Here is a 16672-nt window from a genome sequence, read left to right as displayed (position 1 = left end):
GACGACGGCGCAACAAGGTGGCGCCCGTGCGCGGCGTTACGCACAATTGAAGCGAATTCCGGCGATCGCGCGCTATTTTCGCTCAACCCAAATGCGTTCGATGGACGAACCTCAGGCGTTTGCGTCGTCCTGTGGCATCATTTTCCCATTGAATCCGGCCTCGCCAGGAGCGCGCCGCCATGACCGCCCCCGCAAGCCCCGTCCCCGCCGTGAAGAGCGCCCGCTGCCCGCGTTGCGGCAGTGCCTTCGACTGCGGCAGGCACACCGAGCCATTCGACTGCTGGTGCAAGACGCTGCCCGCCGTGCCGGCGAGTCAGCTCGATCCGCGCGGGCGCTGTCTGTGTCCCGAGTGCCTTGCCGCCGCCGTTGCCGCGGGCGCAGCGGCTCAGGGCGCGGGTGAAAGCCGCTGAACTGTTGAACTGTTGAGCTGCTGAACTGCTGAACTGCTGAGCCTCTGCGGCGTACATGGCGCGGCAGCCGGGGTGGCCCTGCGCTTGCACACGGTTCGATTGCCCGCGTTAGCGCCCGGTTATGCGCCGCGTGGTGCGCCGAGTGGTGCGCCGTCCGGGGGGCGTCTACCGTGCCGGCCGAGCTTCTTGCTGCGTCTGCTTTGCCCGATGCTCGCTGGCGAGCTTCGCGAGGTCGGCGCTCACTTTGTCCAGAACGGGTTCCCACTCGCGGAACCGCTTTTGCCGATACAGCGTCGTGTGCGGATACCACGGGCTGTCGCGCCGCTCCAGTTCCCAGACCCAATGCGGATTCACGTCCAGCAGCACCCACGTGCGCTGGCCGAGCGCGCCTGCCAGATGCGCGCTCGACGTACAGACCGAGATCACGAGATCGAGTGCGTCGACGAATGCAGCAGTGTCGTCGAAGGTGCGCCATTCGGCGCTGTAGTCCGCGATCTCGAAGCCCGCCGCGCGCGCGGCCTCGACCTCGGCGCCGGCATCGGGCTGCAGCGAGTAGAACGCCGCATCGGCGCTGCCCGTGAAGTTCGCCGCGAAGTGTTTCACGAAGCGTTCGAGCCCGACGCGCCGGAACGGATTGCGTTTGTGCGTGAGGCTGCCCGTCCACGCGAGCCCGACCTTCAGGCGTCGCTCCCCCGCGAGCCGGTCGCGCCAGCGCGCCGCCGCCGCGGGCTCCGGTGCGAGGTACCGCGTGGGGCGTGGGATCGTGTCCTCGCGCGTGCCGAAAATCAATGGCAGGCTCAACAGCGACACTTCGCAGTCGTAGGACGGCAACGCCTCGACACCGCCGCCCGCGCAGTAAAGATCGCAATGGCTGCCGAGACTGCGCGAGAGCAGCGCGCCCATCTGCGGAAACGAATTCCAGACCAGCCGGCCGCCTTCGCGATGCACGCGCTCGGCGAGCATCGGCACGTAGCGGCAGAACTGCAGCAGGTCGCCCATGCCCTGCTCACCCCACACCAGCAGCGTGCGGCCGGCTAGCGGCTCGCCGCGCCACTCGGGTTTGGGGAAGCTCGGGCGGCCCGCGGCCAGTTCGCTCGCGCCCTGCCAGCGCACCTCGTGCCCAGGCCAGCCCTCGGCGAAGTTGCCGCGCAGGAGCTGGATCATCGACAGGTTCAGGCGCATCGACGCGTCGTTCGGCGCATACTGGCAAGCGCTGCGTGCGGCCCGCTCGGCTTCGTCCCATTGCTGGGCCTCCCGGCACGCCATCGCGTAATTGTTCGCGGCCAGCGCGCTATGCGGTGCGAGTGCGAGCGCGCGACGACTCGCTTCGAGCGGGCGCGCGATGTCGGTGTCGGTGGGCAGCACGCGGCCGAGGTTGATCCACGCATTGGCGTCGTTCGGTTCCGCCGCGACGGACTCTTCGAGCAGTGCCAGGATTTCGCGGCTATTGATATCGATATTGATCTGCGTCAATGCGCCAGCAAGATTGTTCCGCAGATTTGGAAACGTTCGTTTGATTGCGAGCGCATGGCGGTAAGGTTGCACGGCTTCGGCGTGGCGGTTGGCGAACTGGAGCGCGAGTCCGGCGGCAAACCACGCGGCGGCGCGCTGCGGCTCGAGTCTCGCGATCGCGGCGCTCAGGCGGATTGCCTCGCTGGCCAGTGCGGGTTCCCGCGCGCCTGCCGCGATGAGCATGAGCGCATCGTCGTCGAGGCCGTGCAGCGAGGCACGTGCTTTCGCGAGCAGTTCGCGGGCAGCCGCTTCGGTTGTTTCCGTTGCATCACCGGTTGCAGCATCGACGAAATCGAGAAAGAGATCGCGCACGCGTGCAAGCGTGCCGGGAAGAAGAGTTTGCATTTAGCCAGGCTGCCCTGTCGGAAAGCGCCGTATCGAATGTAGCCGACGGATGACTTAGATTGAAGCAAACCTATTCAAGATAATGAATCAGACGAGTCCGAACAGGTAAACTGACACCATGCATCGCGTAACCGTCAGTGCTAGTGTCAATCTCAGCCATTTATTCTGGCTGCGCAGTCTCGCCATCATCGGCCAGCTCTGCACGATTGCCTTCGTGCAATTCTTTTTCGGCGTGAAGTTGCCGTTGCCTGCCATGCTGTTCGTGATCGCCATGGAGGTGGCGTTCAACGGCGTCACCTGGCTGCGCGTCACGCAGGACCGTCCCGAGTCCAATCTCGAATTGTTCGGCCAGATCTGGGTCGACCTCGGCGCGCTCTCCGCGCTGCTGTTCCTCTCGGGCGGCACCACCAATCCATTCGTCTCGCTCTATCTGCCGTCGCTCGCCATCGCGGCCGCGGTGCTGCCGTGGTATCTCACCGCGTGGCTCGCGTCCTTCGCCGTGGCTTGCTACGTACTGCTCGGTTTCGATAACGTCCCGCTCAATCTCGATAATCCCGCGAATCTCTTCGATTACTACCGTGGCGGCATGTGGGTGAATTTCATGGTGAGCGTGGCGCTCATCGTGTGGTTCGTCGCGCGCATGTCGCGCGCGCTGCGCCAGCGCGAAGCCGCGCTCGCCGACGCGCAGCAGCTCCTCCTGCGCGACGAGCGTGCGGTCGCGCTCGGCGTGCAGGCGGCCACCGTCGCGCACGAGATCGGCACCCCGCTCTCGAGCATCGCCATGCTCACAGAGGAACTGCGCGATATCGCGCGGACCGACAAAGGTCTCGCGCCGTATGGCGCCGACCTCGAACTGCTCGACCAGCAGATTACGCTGTGCACGTCGGCGCTCGCGCGGCTGCGCAGCCGCGCGTCGTCGACGGGCAGCCGCCAGGCCGTGAGCGAATGGCTCGAGCCGTTCGTCGAACAATGGCGTCTGCGCCATCCGCATGTGAAGTTCGAACTGCCTGGCAATGCGCCTTCCGGCCTGTACATCGAGGATACCGTCGCGGTTGGCCAGATCCTCACGATCCTGCTCGACAACGCCGCGCGTGCGAGCCGCGATTTCGTCACGCTGCGTGCGTATCCCGCGGCGCGCGCGGGCTTTATCGATTTCGAAGTCTGCGACGCGGGACCAGGCATTCCGGTGGCGCTGCGCGCGTCGCTTGGCGCGGCGCCCGTGGAAAGCACGCAGGGCGGCCACGGCGTGGGGCTGTATCTCGCGTTTTCGTCGGCCGCGCGGCTGGGCGGCTCGATCGATCTCGCCGATGCAATGGCTGGCGCCGCCGCCGGGGGCGAGGCCACGCCGGGAGGTGCCGCAACATCTCCCGCAAGCGCGCGGGAGTTGTCGGGCATGGCAGCCGGCGGCGCGCGCCCACGCAAGTGGCGCGGCACGCGCGCGGTGCTGCACGTGCCGGTGAAGACAGAGGCACGGGCCGGCGGCGCGGCCCCGACGGAACAGTCGAGCAAGACGGCGCACGTCGGCGCGGCCGCGCAGAGTTCGGAAATTGGACGAGGCGAAGGGCCAGGCCGGCCCGACGCCGGCTGACAACACGGAGAAGCAGTATGAGCGATATGAATTTCCTGGTGATCGACGACGACGAAGTGTTTTCCGACATCCTCACCCGCGGCCTCACGCGACGCGGCTACCAGGTGCAGCAGGCGCACAACGCCGAAGAAGCGATTCGTTTCTCGAATCAGCAGAAGTTCTCGCAGATCACCGTCGACCTGCATCTCGGCAACGACTCGGGCCTCTCGCTGATCGCGCCACTGCGCAACCTGCAACCCGATGCGCGCATGCTCGTGCTCACGGGCTACGCGAGCATCGCCACGGCGGTGCAGGCCGTGAAGGATGGCGCGGACAACTATCTCGCCAAGCCGGCGAACGTGGAAATGATCCTCACCGCGTTGCAAGGCGATGCGAGCGCGCTGCAGGCCGACGCGGCCATCGAGCATCCCGCGCCGCTTTCGGTTGCGCGCCTCGAATGGGAGCACATCCAGCGCGTGTTGGCCGAGCACGGCGGCAATATTTCTGCCACGGCGCGCGCGCTCAACATGCATCGGCGTACGCTCCAGCGCAAGCTCGCGAAGCGGCCGGTGCGCCAGTAAGCGCATAACCAACACCTGGGCTCACCTGGGCAGCGCAAAAGAAAAGGGGCTCCGCCTGGTGCGGAGCCCCTTTTTTCGTTCGTGTCTGCGCGCGGCAGGCGTGAAGTTCGCGCGTCTTACCGCAGCGAACCCTTACCGTTACAGCACATACCGCGAGAGATCCTCGTCCTGCGCGACTTCGCCAAGCGCCTTGTCGACATAGGCCGCGTCGATGGTCACGCTCTGGCCCGCATGATTGCCGGCCGAGAACGACACGTCTTCGAGCAGCTTTTCGATGACCGTGTAGAGACGGCGCGCGCCGATGTTCTCGGTCTTCTCGTTCACGGAGTAGGCGATTTCCGCGAGGCGGCGAATGCCGTCATCGGCGAAATCGAGTTTCACGTCCTCGGTTTCGAGCAGCGCCTGATACTGCTTGACAAGGCTGGCGTCGGTGGCGACCAGAATTGCTTCGAAGTCCTTGACAGACAGCGAATCGAGTTCCACGCGGATCGGAAAACGCCCTTGCAGTTCGGGAATCAGGTCGCTCGGCTTCGAGAGATGGAACGCCCCGCTCGCGATGAACAGAACGTGATCGGTCTTCACCATCCCGTACTTCGTATTGATGGTCGTGCCTTCCACGAGCGGCAGCAGATCGCGCTGCACGCCCTGGCGCGAAACTTCGCCGCCGCTGCCTTCGTTGTTGCGCGAGGCGATCTTGTCGATTTCGTCGAGGAACACGATGCCGTTCTGCTCGACGTTCTGCACCGCCTTGGTCTTGACCTCTTCGTCGTTGAGCATCTTGGCTGCTTCTTCGTCGGTGAGAACCTTGAGCGCTTCCTTCACCTTGAGCTTGCGGCGCATTTTCTTGCCGCCGCCGAGATTGGCGAACATCGAGCGGATCTGCTCGGTCATGTCTTCCATGCCCGGCGGCCCCATGATGTCCATGCCCACTTGCGGCTGCTCGACGTCGAGCTCGATTTCCCGGTCGTCGAGCTGGCCTTCGCGCAGGCGCTTGCGGAAGGTCTGGCGCGTGGCATTGTCACCTTCGCCATGGCTCGCCTCGGCCGAGGAAGAACCGAAGCCCACCGGGCGCGCGCTCGGCAGCAGGATGTCGAGGATGCGGTCTTCGGCCTGATCGGTGGCCTTGCTGCGCACCTTGCGCATTTCCGATTCACGCGTCTGTTTCACCGAGATTTCGATGAGGTCGCGCACGATGCTGTCCACGTCGCGGCCTACGTAGCCTACTTCGGTGAACTTGGTCGCTTCGATCTTGATGAAAGGCGCGTCCGCGAGTTTCGCGAGGCGTCGTGCGATTTCGGTCTTGCCGACGCCCGTCGGCCCGATCATGAGGATGTTCTTCGGCGTGATTTCCTGACGCAGCGGCTCGGCCACCTGCTGGCGGCGCCAGCGGTTGCGCAGCGCGACGGCCACGGCCTTTTTCGCCTTTGCCTGGCCGATGATGTGCTTGTCGAGTTCCGAGACGATCTCGGCGGGGGTCATGGTGCTCATCCTGATTCCTTCTCGTCTGTGCGCGCGTTTTTGTCCGTCGCGCAGCGGGTTACTCGATGGTTTCGATCACGCGGTTGTGATTCGTGTAGATGCACATGTCGCCCGCAATCTCGAGCGACTTTTCGACGATCTCGCGCGGCGAGAGCTCGGTGTTTTCCACGAGCGCGCGGGCCGCGGCCTGCGCATACGCGCCACCCGAGCCGATTGCGCAGATGCCTTCCTCGGGGTCGAGCACATCGCCGTTGCCGGTGATGACGAGCGTGGTGGTGGCGTCCGCTGCGATCAGCATGGCTTCGAGGCGGCGCAGCATGCGGTCGGTGCGCCAGTCTTTCGCGAGCTCGACGGCCGCGCGCGTGAGATTGCCCTGATGCTTTTCGAGCTTGGCTTCGAAGCGGTCGAGTAGCGAGAACGCATCGGCCGTGCCACCTGCGAAGCCCACCATGACTTTGCCGCCGTAGATGCGCCGGACCTTCTTCGCGCCACCCTTCATGACGATGTTGCCGAGAGTGACCTGGCCGTCGCCGCCGAGCGCGACCTTGTCGCCGCGCCGCACGGAAACGATCGTCGTGCCGTGAAATTGCTCCATGTGCGTTCCTTTTTTACCGTTGATGCCAGCAAGGGCTGGAACGGCGCGGGGCACTGCCGCCGCGCCGCATTGTCGGATTCGGTACGCGCCGCGCGCGCCGACCATGACGGGGCGCGCGAGCAGGCGTGTCGAAACAAGTTTAGGGCGGCAGCGGGCAGTTCAAGGGCTCGCGGCGCAGAAATCGAGATAAGCGTGGAATACGCGTGAGACAGGCGTGGACCGAGCGGGCAAGCCGGGAGCGAGCGCACGCGGAAGCACAAACAAAAAAGCGCACGGGACTCCGTGCGCTTCGACAAGGAAGGCAGAAAATCCGGCACCCGCCCTGCGGCGGCGCCGGCAGCCAGTCAGTCGCCGAACAGCTTCTGGCGCAGCTCGCGGCGCTCCTGCGCCTCGAGCGAGAGCGTGGCGGTGGGGCGTGCGAGCAGACGCGGAATGCCGATCGGCTCACCGGTTTCCTCACACCAGCCATAGTCGCCCGCATCGATGCGCGCGAGCGATTGCTGCACCTTCTTCAGCAGCTTGCGCTCGCGGTCGCGCGTGCGCAGTTCGAGCGCATGCTCTTCCTCGATCGTCGCGCGGTCGGCCGGATCTGGCACGATGACCGTTTCGCGCAGATTCTCGGTGGTCTGGCCCGCATTGCGGAGAATTTCCGCCTGCAGCTGTTCGAGCCGGTTCTTGAAGAAGGCGAGCTGATCCTCGTTCATGTAATCCTTGTCGCTCATCTTCAGGATTTCGGCTTCGGTCAAGAGTCGTTTCGTCGTCATCTGGCTTGCTTCTTCAATGAGTGAGGCAAAACTGGCACATCTTGCCTGCACTTTTGTGTTGCCCGCAGTGGCTTCTCCCACTTTACCGCGCGCTTTATCGCGCCAATGAGTGTGCGTCGGCGGGCACGGGACGATGAACTGTCGTGACGCCTAAGCGCCGCTGCGGGGCCGAACTCCTCTGGAAACCGTTATTAGATGCTCCTGAGGCATATTTCGTACCGGCTGCGCGCTGCGACGCGATGCGCGACCGGGAAGGCGACATCTTGCCGGAATCCGCTCAACGGGAAATTCCGGGGCGCCTCTCTTTCCAGTGGGGCCGTATTGTAACCGAACCGCAAACTCGTGCCGCAAGCGGGAAATCCCTGCGTTGGCGGCTTCCGTCAACGGTCGATATCCAGAAAATATAACGCGCCCATCGTGAAAAAGCGATGGTCGGGTACGTTATTTGAGTGGCACGACGGAGAAAGGCGATTTTGCGCCGCCGTGCAAGCCAGACGACAACGCCCGGCTAAGGGCCGGGCGTTGTGAGGCAAGCTGACGAAATAGCCGCGCTGCGGCGCCGCGCGTCAGGCGAGGCAGGCGTCGAGGCCGTCGGTGATGAGGTCCTGCGGCAGCTCGATGCCGATGAACACCATCTTGCTGCCCTTTTTCTCGACCGGCAGCCACTTCGCCGCGAGGTCGCTGCCCATCAATTGATGCACGCCCTGGAACACCACCTTGCGGTCCACGCCCTTCATGTAGAGCACGCCCTTGTAGCGCAGCAGACGCTCGCCGTAGATCTGCAGGATGCCGCCGAGGAAGTCCTCCAGGCGGTTCGGATCGAACGGGCGGTCGCTGCGGTAGACGAACGACTTGATTTTGTCGTCGTGGTGCGCGTGATGATGATGGTGGCCGTGATCGTGGCCTTCGTGGCTGCACTTGCCGTGATCGTGGTCGCAGTCGGCATGCTCGTGCGCGTGGTCATGGTCATGATCGTGATGCGCGTGATTGTGATCGTCCTCGGCGAGGAAATCGGGGTCGATCTCGAGCTTGGCGTTCAGATTGAAGCCGCGCAGGTCGAACACTTCCTTGATGTCCGCCTCGCCGAAATTCACCTGGCGAACTTGCGCCCGCGGGTTCATGTGCAGCAGGCGATGGCGCAGATCAGCGAGTACCTCTTCGTCGACGAGATCGGCCTTCGTGACGAACAGGCGGTCGGCGAAACCGATCTGGCGCTGCACGACTTCGTGCTCGTCGAGTTGCTGGTTGCCGTGCTTGGCATCCACGAGCGTGATGATCGCGTCGAGCAGGAATTCGCCAGCGATCTCGTTATCCATGAAAAACGTCTGGGCGACCGGACCCGGATTCGCGAGGCCGGTGGTCTCGATCACCACGCGGTCGAAATCGAGCTTGCCGTCGCGCTTTTGCTGGGCGAGGTCGCCGAGCACGCGTGCGAGGTCGCCGCGGATCGTGCAGCAGATGCAGCCGTTGCTCATCTGGATGATTTGCTCCTGGCTGTCCTGCACCAGGATTTCATTGTCGATGTTCTCTTCGCCGAACTCGTTCTCGATCACGGCGATCTTCATGCCGTGCTGTTCGTTCAGGATGCGCTTGAGCAACGTGGTTTTGCCGCTGCCGAGAAAGCCGGTCAGGATGGTGACAGGAATCATGCTATTTGCCTTGAGTGCCTGGAATCGGGGTGGGATGCGGCGCGGGAGCCGAGCGTTAAACGTTACAACATAACGAGGTATTGAAACATATCTGGCCGCCGCGCGCTCGGGGCGGCCTTGTGCTCCGGGCGTCGACCGTCCGAACCTGGCGGCGGCGCGATGACGACCGAAGCGAGCCATCTTATTAATCGCCGATCATCTCAATTTAATCGATTGTCTTACGGATTTACGTCTTTGTGACAAATTGTTGAGTTTAGAAATCGTCCTAAAGATTCGGTGCGTCAAAACGCGTTTAATTCATCCATCGACAGCAATTTCCAAAAAGGGGGATGCGCTTCGGAATTAATTGGCGTGAGCATCAATCGCGTTGTAATCGTAGCAGCGGGAGTCACCATCGAATTCCTTCTCAGGCCCTTACTGACTGCGAGCCAGGCCGGAATTTCCCGGCGGTTTTCTTGTTAATCGGCAGGCTGATTTTGAATCGGCCGAATATCCAGGCTCAATTTAATGAGACGCTGGATGAATCGTTTCGTATTTAATAATTTTGAAGGTTTTATGAACAAGATCTATCGTAGCGTCTATAACAAGGTGCTGGGTACGTGGGTTGCCGCATCGGAACAAACCGCCGCACGCGGCAAGCCGGCGCGTGCGAAGTCGGGCGCCATGTTCGTGGCGGGTGTGCTTCTGGCATCGGCGGGCGCGATGTCCGACGTGGCAAACGCTGCAGTGGCGGTTTCGGACAAAGGCATGTCGACGAACACGGCTGGCACGGCTTCGATTAATGGTAGTTCGGGTGGCCTCGGTTCCACGGCGTCGGCCAACTCGATCGCCATGGTTGGCGACGCCGACTGCAACCTGCTCACCAACACCAACGCACAGTCGGTGTACGGCGACGGTCTGGCCAACAGCTACAAGGGCGGCATTTACGGCTTCGGCGTGCAGAATTCGGCCACCAGCTATAACGATCCGACGAACGTCGGCGCGGGACAGCCCGACGGCATGAAGGCCTTCGACACGATGACCGCCGGCTACGTGACGGAAACCGGCAACGGCGTGGCGTCCACCGAGGCATTCGGCCTGAACTCGATCGCCATGGGCTGCGGCTCGCACGCCAACGGCTTCGGCGCGGTGGCCCAAGGCTGGGGCGCGGTCGCTGACGGCGCGGGCGCGGTGGCGTTCGGCATCAACTCGACGGCGGTGGGCCAGGGCGCGTTCGCATCGGGCATCGCCGCCAACGCTGCAGGCGACGACTCGATCGCGTTGGGCACGCTCGCCTCGGCAACGGCGAACGGTGCGATCGCGATTGGCGCAACCTCGGTCGCGAGCGGCGAGAATGCGCTGGCATTCGGCCTGAACGCAGCGGCGAGCACGGCCAACTCGATGGCACTCGGCGCGAACGCTGCGGCAAGCGCGGACAACGCCGTGGCGCTGGGCGCAGGCTCGGTCGCCGATCGGGAGAACTCGGTCTCGGTGGGCGCGGCAGGCGCTGAACGCCAGATCACCAACGTCGCGGCCGGCACCGCCGACACCGACGCGGTGAACGTTTCGCAGATGAAGAAGGCTGGCCTGATCGCAGCGGACGGTTCGGCGAAGGTCGCGGTGACGTATGACCAGAACCCGGACGGCACGTCCGACTACAGCAACCTCACGCTCGGCAACAACGTGGCCGGCGGCACGACGATCCACAACGTTGCAGCGGGCGTCGCCGATATGGACGCGGTCAATGTCGGCCAGCTCAACGCGGCGGTCGGCAATATGGACTCGGCCGTCAACGACCTGAACGCGGCTGTGGCCAACGCCACGAACCTCGCCGAGGCTGCGCGCAATCCGCTGTTCGCCGCCTACGGCGACAAGAACACGGAAGCTGCGAGCGCGAGCGGTGTGTACGCAACGGCGATGGGCGCGAAGGCGAGCGCCAGCGGCATGAATGCGGTGGCGGTTGGCGTGAATTCGTCGGCAACGGCTGACAACTCGGTTGCGCTCGGCGCGGGTGCGGTGGCTGACCGTGCCAATACGGTTTCGGTCGGCGCTGTGGGCAGCGAGCGTCAGGTGACGAACGTGGCCGCCGGTACCGAAGGCACGGACGCCGTGAACCTGAACCAGCTTGACGCAGCGAAGCAGGAAGCGAAGAGCTACGCCGATTCGCGCATGTCGCAGAGCCTCTCGTCGGTGCAGGATTCGGTGCATGACGTGCTTCGCAAGTCCTACGCCGGCACGGCGGCGGCGATGGCTGTCGCGGGTCTGCCGCAGCCGACGCAGCCGGGCAAGATCATGGTTGCCATGGCCGGCGGCCGTTACGGCGGCCAGACGGGCGGCGCGCTGGGCATTTCGTACGTGACCAACAACAACAAGTGGGTCGGCAAGTTGGCGGCGAACACCAGCACGACCGGCAACACCGGTGTGGTGATCGGCGCGGGCTATCAGTGGTAACGCCTCGCTAGTGCGAGCCGGCCGCAAGGCCGGTAAACGCAACACAGGGTCCACGGCCTTTCGGCCGGGACCCTGTTTTATTTTCCGCGCGGGTTTTACAGCACCTGCAGCAGCAGCCCCTTCAGATACTCGCCTTCCGGGAAGGCCGCGAGCAGCGGATGATCGACGCCCGCGCCAAGGCGCTTGAGGATGCGCGCGTCGACCTTCGCGTCGGCGGCCGCGCCTGCAACGATCTTCTGGAACAGCTCCGCATCGATCGCGCCCGAGCACGAGTACGTGAAGAGCAGGCCACCCGGGCGCAGCAGCTTCAGGCCGGTCAGGTTGATGTCCTTGTAGGCGCGCGCGGCGCGGTCCACATGCTCACGCGAGGCCGCGAACTTGGGCGGATCGAGCACCACGAGATCAAAGCGCTGGCCCTCTTCGTGCAAGCGGCGCAGCGTCTTGAAGGCGTCGGCGTCGAGCCAGGTCGCGCGGGCCGCGTCGAAGCCGTTCGCCTCCACGTTCTTCTGCGCGGTGGCGAGCGCCTCGCCCGACGAGTCGATCGACACCACGCGCATGGCGCCGCCCTTCATCGCCGCGAGCGAGAAGCCGCCCGTGTAGCAGAAGCAGTTGAGCACCTCACGGCCTTGCGCGAAGGTCTGCACGAGCGCGCGGTTGTCGCGTTGATCGACGTAGAAGCCGGTCTTGTGGCCGTTGCGCACGTCCACGTGATAGCGCACGCCGTTCTCGCTGGTGATGATCGTCGCGGGCGGTTCGTCGCCGGCCAGCAAGCCCGTGATCTGCTCGAGCCCTTCCTTTTCGCGGATCGAAACATCCGAGCGCTCGTACACGTTCGGGCAGCCCGTGGCCGCCGTGAGCGCCGCGACGATCGCTTCCTTCCATGCCTCCACGCCCGCCGCCATGAACTGGCAGACGAGCTGGCCGCGCGCGTTTTCCCCTGCGACGTCCTCTTTGTAGTAGTCGACGATCACGCCCGGCAGGCCGTCCGCCTCGCCGAAGATCAGGCGCACCGCGCCCGTGCCGCTCACCATCGCCTGACGATGCGCGAGCGCGCGCTGCACGCGGCGCTTGAAGAACGCGTGGTCGATGGGTTCGTTCTCGTCGAAGCTCCAGACGCGCGCGCGGATCTGCGAGTGCGGGCTGTAGGCAGCGCGAGCGAGAAAGCGGCCGTCGTGCGCGCGCACGATCACGGTGGCGCCGGACGCGGGCTTGCCCTCGACGCGATCGATCGCGTTGGCGTAGACCCATGGATGGCGGCGCAGCAGGGATTTTTCTTTGGACGGCTTGAGGGTGACGATATTCATGATGGGTTCGAGGCGAGGCGAGGCGATGCGAGGCGAGGCGTTGTGGTGCGCGATGGTGCGCGGTGGTGCACAGTGGCGCTCGCGTGAATGACGGGTGAATCGGGCGAATCGTGTGAATCGTGCCGGCGGTGCGTTAAGTCGGTTGCAGTCAGTCGCGCTTCTTCGCGCGTGGATGCGCGTTGTCGTAAACCTTCGCGAGATGCTGGAAATCGAGCGACGTGTAGATCTGCGTGGCCGAGATGCTTGCGTGGCCGAGCAGTTCCTGCACGGCGCGCAGGTCGCCGCTCGACTGCAGCAGGTGCGTCGCGAACGAGTGCCGCAGCACGTGCGGATGAACGTTGGCCGGGATGCCGGCAGCGACCGCGGCGCGTTTCACGCGCTCGCGCACGACGCCCGGCGCCATGCGGTTGCCGCGCACGGACAGGAAGAGCGGGGCGTCGTCATGCTTGATCCAGGCGTTGCGCACGGCGAGCCAGGCGTCGAGCGCCTCCAGCGCTTTCTTGCCGACCGGCACGACGCGATGCCGGTCGCCCTTGCCGTGCACTTCCACTTCGGCGGCGTCGCGCTTGAGCCAGCCCGCCGATTCGTAGCCGTCGCGCTTCACGTAGCGCGCGTCGAGGCCCACGAGTTCGGCGAGGCGCAGCCCCGACGAATAGAACAGCTCCAGTATGGCGTGATCGCGCAGCGCCTCGAGGCTGCCGGCGGCGCTTTCGCCTGCTTCGCTGGCCTGCGCAGCGGCGCTGGGCGCATCCATGAGCTTCATGGTGTCGTCGACGGAGAGCGCCTTGGGCAGCGTCTTCTCGCGCTTGGGCGCGCGCACCGCGGCCACCGGATTCGCATCGAGGTCGATGCGGCCCGCGAGCCAGCGGTAGAACGCGCGCCAGGCCGAGAGCCGATGCGCGATCGAGCGCGCCGAGAGGCCGCCCGCGTGGGCGCGCGCAACGGCGCCGCGCACGTCGGCGGGGGCAATTTGCGCGAGCGGCCGGCCATTCGCGAGCTTCTTCAGTTCGTCGAGTTCGTGCGCATAGCCGCGCAGCGTGTGCGCCGAAAGCCGGCGCACGTGCTCGAGCTCATCGAGATAATCGGCGATCGGGTCGGTCGGATTCACGGTGGAGGCCTGGGCGTGGCTTCAGTGCGGGCGCGCTGTGAGTGCGGCGTGCGTCGCTTCAATGCGGCAGCAGCCGCGTGAGTCCGGCGCTCGCGAGTGTGCCGATCTTGCGCAGAAAATCGGTGGCCATGCCGTCGTGAAAGCGGCGCGGATCGGGCGAGCCCAACACGAGCAGGCCGAACGCTTCGCCACTCGGGTCGCGTTCCTCGGCGCTCACGCGTTTGCGCAGCGCGATGATCGCCACCGACTGCGCTGCGCCTGCGTCGCCGCCATCGAGCCATTGCGCCGCTTCGAAGCCGGTATTCGCGCCGCAATACGGCATTTCGAGGCTGTTGGCGAAGAGGCGCACTTCTTCGCCCGTATGCCTGGCGAAGCTTGCCTGCACATAGGCATCGGCCACGTCCCACAGGCGCAGCGCCGCCTGCGGCACGTCGAATTCCTGGCGCAGTTGCTCGGCGATCAAGCGCGGCAGGGCGTGCGGGTCGCGCTCGGCGAGCACGTGCGCCACCCAGTGCACCGTCTTCGCGGAGATGCTGTCGTTTTCGTGGCCGTAGCGCAGCAACTCGGAAAGGCGCAGCTCCAGATGCTTGTTCTTCTCGCGCAGCATCTCCATCTGGCGTTCCTGCAAGGACACGGCCGCCTTGCCGTGCGGATTGCCGAGCTTGATCGTTGCCAGCAGTTCGGCGTGCTCAACGAAGAAATCGGGATTGGCGAGCAGGTAGTCGGCGACTTCGCGATCGTTCATGTTGGTGGCGCGTTCGATGAAGAAGCGGCGCGTGTGGGCGCGCCGTGCGTGATACGGGTGATGCCGATGTTGCCGGTATTGCGGCGCGGCACACCAAAGGCAAGCTTCAGTTCGACAGATCGTCGGCGAGTTCGATCTCGCCTTCGAAGACGGTTGCGGCGGGGCCGGCCATCGTCAGCGCGGCGGCTTCGTCGCGCGCGCCGTCCCAGGCGATCGTGAGCATGCCGCCGTGCGTCTGCACTTTCACGGGCGAATCGAGCAGGCCGCGGCGAATGCCGGCCGCCACCGCCGCGCACGCCCCCGTGCCGCACGCGAGCGTCTCGCCCGCGCCGCGCTCGTAGACGCGCAGCCGCACTTCGTGGCGCGAGACGATCTGCATGAAGCCGGCGTTCACCTTGTTCGGAAAGCGCGGGTGCGCCTCGATCACGGGGCCGTCGGCGAGCACGGCGAACGCTTCGGCATCGTCGACCACCTGCACCGCGTGCGGATTGCCCATCGAGACCGCCGAAATCCAGCGCGTCTGACCGTTCACCTCGAGCGGCCAGAGCGTGTCGTTGCCCTCGCGGCGGCCTTCGAGGCCGCCCGCATCGAACGGCACGTCCGACGGCTCGAATACCGGGCTGCCCATGTCGACCACGACTTCGCCGTTTTCCTGCATGACGAGCGTGATGACGCCTTTCTGGACCTGCACGCGCACGCGGTTCGCGTCGGTGAGCCTGCGATCGCGCACGAATTTCACGAAGCAGCGCGCGCCGTTGCCGCAGTGCTCGACCTCGCCGCCATCGCAATTGAAGATGCGATAGCGGAAGTCGACGCCTTCAATCGTGGGCTTCTCGACCAGCAGCAACTGATCCGCGCCCACGCCGAAGTGGCGATTGGCAAGCGCGCGCACGCGCTCGGGCGTGAGCGCGATGGGCTGGCTGTAGCCGTCGAGCACGACGAAGTCGTTGCCGGCGCCATGCATCTTGGTGAACTTGAGTTTCACGATTTGCTTCAATTCCTTGCTGCATAAGACTTTTCTGGATCGTCGCGGCCAGAAGGTGGCCTTTCGCTCCCATTTGAGGGCGCGCCAGGCTGATAGCGGATGATACACGCTGATACGCCGCAGGCGGTAAGGCGGGCGGCGCGCACGCCCACGCGGATGGGCTGGCGGCCCGCTCTCGCTTGAACATTCCGCGCGCTTTGAAATGGGCAGTTTAGTTGTTACAGGCGCTGTCGCGGCTGCGGGCATGTCCCCAAATACGCTTCGCTTCACGTGCGCGGGTCAACCTGGCGCAAGGTATCCGGCGGGCTGGTGTGTCAGGTTTACCGGCATCTGTGATGCGGAGGAGGCATGCTCGTGCCCGAATGGGGTTATTCGTACAACGCGCTGTGTGTGCCATTGACTAGCGACTGGCAATGTTCGCTTGTGCCGGCTCGTGACTTGCAGGATGTCGATCACGGCTGGAGGCTCTCTTATGAGGAGCCTCAGAAAGCGCGCAAGGACCGCGATGAACAGATCGAGCAGGACCGGCAGGACTTCGACCGGTTGTTCCGGGTTTCCGCCGGCCGGCGCGCTGCGCGCGCCTGTAGTGACTTCAGCGCCTATGTCTTGTTTATCAGGGAGCACCTGCGCATATCGGGCCTGTCTGCACCGGTCGATGGCAACGGGGTGACGCGCATCCTTCGCGACGCGGTGCGCGACGGCTGGCTCATTCCCGCAATTGACCGGGCGTGGCGAGGGAGCCGGCGGGTGACCCGGTTCTACGCGCCGCAAAACTGGCCGAAGCGAGTGCCCGACCCGAAGCTGATTGTCTACGGGGTGCGTGACAATCAGCTTGTACCGCTTGATGACAACGGGTTCTTTATTGACCGCACGCCTACGTGCCGGTTGCTGCGCGGGCCACGGGAAACGCCCGTTCGAGCAGCGGCTTTGACTGGCTTGGAGCGGTCGAAGGGGCGGCCGGCGCTTTGCTTGGCGGTGGCGGCGATGACGACAGCGAAGCGCTTGAGGGTGACGCGTTCAGCGATGGCACTGGCGACGCCTCAACACCGCTCGGCGATGCGCAGCCGTTCGAGTACACGTCAGACGGCTTGAGCGATGATGTAATGGAACTCGCGGCGCGGGGCGCAAGCGATGCGGACGAAGCTGAGTGCTTCGCGCAATACGAGCGAGACATGGACTTGTGCAACGCACTCGGCGG

At 64.8% G+C, this 16672-nt stretch carries 13 protein-coding genes and 1 pseudogene; 5 read left to right on the top strand and 9 right to left on the bottom strand.

The annotated features are described in order from the left end of the window. The first annotated feature begins 179 nt into the window (after positions 1-179). A complete protein-coding gene (locus L5014_RS21425; protein ID WP_238465744.1) occupies positions 180-410 on the top strand; it encodes a cysteine-rich CWC family protein in 231 nt (76 codons plus the stop codon). A gap of 165 nt (positions 411-575) precedes the next feature. Here the strand turns inward: L5014_RS21425 and L5014_RS21420 are convergent, their stop codons facing one another. Continuing rightward, positions 576-2267, bottom strand: coding sequence for a tetratricopeptide repeat protein (locus L5014_RS21420; RefSeq protein ID WP_238465743.1), 1692 nt, complete (start codon positions 2265-2267; stop codon positions 576-578). 118 nt (positions 2268-2385) lie between these two features. On the opposite strand from L5014_RS21420, the pseudogene L5014_RS21415 reads away from it, so the two are divergent. Together L5014_RS21415 and L5014_RS21410 are read left to right on the top strand one after the other, a co-directional pair. Further along, positions 2386-3762: pseudogene (locus tag L5014_RS21415) on the top strand (ATP-binding protein); the annotation flags it as partial. A gap of 110 nt (positions 3763-3872) precedes the next feature. Then, entirely contained in the window at positions 3873-4415 is a 543-nt protein-coding gene (locus L5014_RS21410) for a response regulator transcription factor (protein ID WP_238465741.1), read from the top strand. Between the two features lie 138 nt (positions 4416-4553). On the opposite strand, the gene hslU is transcribed toward L5014_RS21410, so the two are convergent. From hslU to L5014_RS21390, 4 genes are all read right to left on the bottom strand, one after another. Then, positions 4554-5903 carry an ATP-dependent protease ATPase subunit HslU gene (hslU, locus tag L5014_RS21405; protein ID WP_238465740.1) on the bottom strand — a complete coding sequence of 450 codons (1350 nt, stop codon included), beginning with the start codon at positions 5901-5903 and terminating at the stop codon, positions 4554-4556. A 49-nt stretch (positions 5904-5952) separates the two neighbouring features. After that, on the bottom strand, positions 5953-6489 hold the full coding sequence (gene hslV, locus L5014_RS21400; protein WP_238465739.1) for an ATP-dependent protease subunit HslV: 537 nt from the start codon (positions 6487-6489) through the stop codon (positions 5953-5955). Positions 6490-6833: 344 nt separating this feature from the next. Then, on the bottom strand, positions 6834-7253 hold the full coding sequence (gene dksA / locus L5014_RS21395; protein WP_090541141.1) for an RNA polymerase-binding protein DksA: 420 nt from the start codon (positions 7251-7253) through the stop codon (positions 6834-6836). Positions 7254-7819: 566 nt separating this feature from the next. After that, entirely contained in the window at positions 7820-8902 is a 1083-nt protein-coding gene (locus L5014_RS21390; RefSeq protein ID WP_238465738.1) for a CobW family GTP-binding protein, read from the bottom strand. A gap of 555 nt (positions 8903-9457) precedes the next feature. On the opposite strand from L5014_RS21390, the gene L5014_RS21385 reads away from it, so the two are divergent. Then, a complete protein-coding gene (locus L5014_RS21385; protein WP_238465737.1) occupies positions 9458-11332 on the top strand; it encodes a YadA-like family protein in 1875 nt (624 codons plus the stop codon). A 95-nt stretch (positions 11333-11427) separates the two neighbouring features. On the opposite strand, the gene L5014_RS21380 is transcribed toward L5014_RS21385, so the two are convergent. From L5014_RS21380 to dapF, 4 genes are all read right to left on the bottom strand, one after another. After that, positions 11428-12636, bottom strand: coding sequence for a class I SAM-dependent rRNA methyltransferase (locus tag L5014_RS21380; protein WP_238465736.1), 1209 nt, complete (start codon positions 12634-12636; stop codon positions 11428-11430). A 148-nt stretch (positions 12637-12784) separates the two neighbouring features. Further along, a complete protein-coding gene (gene xerC, locus L5014_RS21375) occupies positions 12785-13744 on the bottom strand; it encodes a tyrosine recombinase XerC (protein ID WP_238465735.1) in 960 nt (319 codons plus the stop codon). A 58-nt stretch (positions 13745-13802) separates the two neighbouring features. After that, entirely contained in the window at positions 13803-14489 is a 687-nt protein-coding gene (locus L5014_RS21370; RefSeq protein WP_238465734.1) for a DUF484 family protein, read from the bottom strand. Positions 14490-14595: 106 nt separating this feature from the next. Beyond that, positions 14596-15474 carry a diaminopimelate epimerase gene (gene dapF, locus L5014_RS21365; RefSeq protein ID WP_238465733.1) on the bottom strand — a complete coding sequence of 293 codons (879 nt, stop codon included), beginning with the start codon at positions 15472-15474 and terminating at the stop codon, positions 14596-14598. A gap of 348 nt (positions 15475-15822) precedes the next feature. Here dapF and L5014_RS21360 point away from each other — a divergent pair, with 348 nt between their 5' ends. Continuing rightward, on the top strand, positions 15823-16566 hold the full coding sequence (locus L5014_RS21360) for a hypothetical protein (RefSeq protein WP_238465732.1): 744 nt from the start codon (positions 15823-15825) through the stop codon (positions 16564-16566). Positions 16567-16672 lie beyond the last annotated feature (106 nt).

It is taken from the genome of Paraburkholderia tagetis, from assembly GCF_022213065.1.
GTDB classification, from domain to species: Bacteria; Pseudomonadota; Gammaproteobacteria; order Burkholderiales; family Burkholderiaceae; genus Paraburkholderia; species Paraburkholderia tagetis.
The sequence above is the reverse complement of the archived record's forward strand: the minus strand, read 5'-3'. Positions and strand labels throughout refer to the sequence as shown.

What these genes read in the sequence shown, in the direction of transcription:
- L5014_RS21425 (WP_238465744.1), top strand. Translation starts at nt 180, where the DNA reads ATGACCGCCCCCGCAAGCCCCGTCCCCGCCGTGAAGAGCGCCCGCTGC.
- L5014_RS21420 (WP_238465743.1), bottom strand. Translation starts at nt 2,267, where the DNA reads ATGCAAACTCTTCTTCCCGGCACGCTTGCACGCGTGCGCGATCTCTTT.
- L5014_RS21410 (WP_238465741.1), top strand. Translation starts at nt 3,873, where the DNA reads ATGAGCGATATGAATTTCCTGGTGATCGACGACGACGAAGTGTTTTCC.
- hslU (WP_238465740.1), bottom strand. Translation starts at nt 5,903, where the DNA reads ATGAGCACCATGACCCCCGCCGAGATCGTCTCGGAACTCGACAAGCAC.
- hslV (WP_238465739.1), bottom strand. Translation starts at nt 6,489, where the DNA reads ATGGAGCAATTTCACGGCACGACGATCGTTTCCGTGCGGCGCGGCGAC.
- dksA (WP_090541141.1), bottom strand. Translation starts at nt 7,253, where the DNA reads ATGACGACGAAACGACTCTTGACCGAAGCCGAAATCCTGAAGATGAGC.
- L5014_RS21390 (WP_238465738.1), bottom strand. Translation starts at nt 8,902, where the DNA reads ATGATTCCTGTCACCATCCTGACCGGCTTTCTCGGCAGCGGCAAAACC.
- L5014_RS21385 (WP_238465737.1), top strand. Translation starts at nt 9,458, where the DNA reads ATGAACAAGATCTATCGTAGCGTCTATAACAAGGTGCTGGGTACGTGG.
- L5014_RS21380 (WP_238465736.1), bottom strand. Translation starts at nt 12,636, where the DNA reads ATGAATATCGTCACCCTCAAGCCGTCCAAAGAAAAATCCCTGCTGCGC.
- L5014_RS21370 (WP_238465734.1), bottom strand. Translation starts at nt 14,489, where the DNA reads ATGAACGATCGCGAAGTCGCCGACTACCTGCTCGCCAATCCCGATTTC.
- L5014_RS21360 (WP_238465732.1), top strand. Translation starts at nt 15,823, where the DNA reads ATGCTCGTGCCCGAATGGGGTTATTCGTACAACGCGCTGTGTGTGCCA.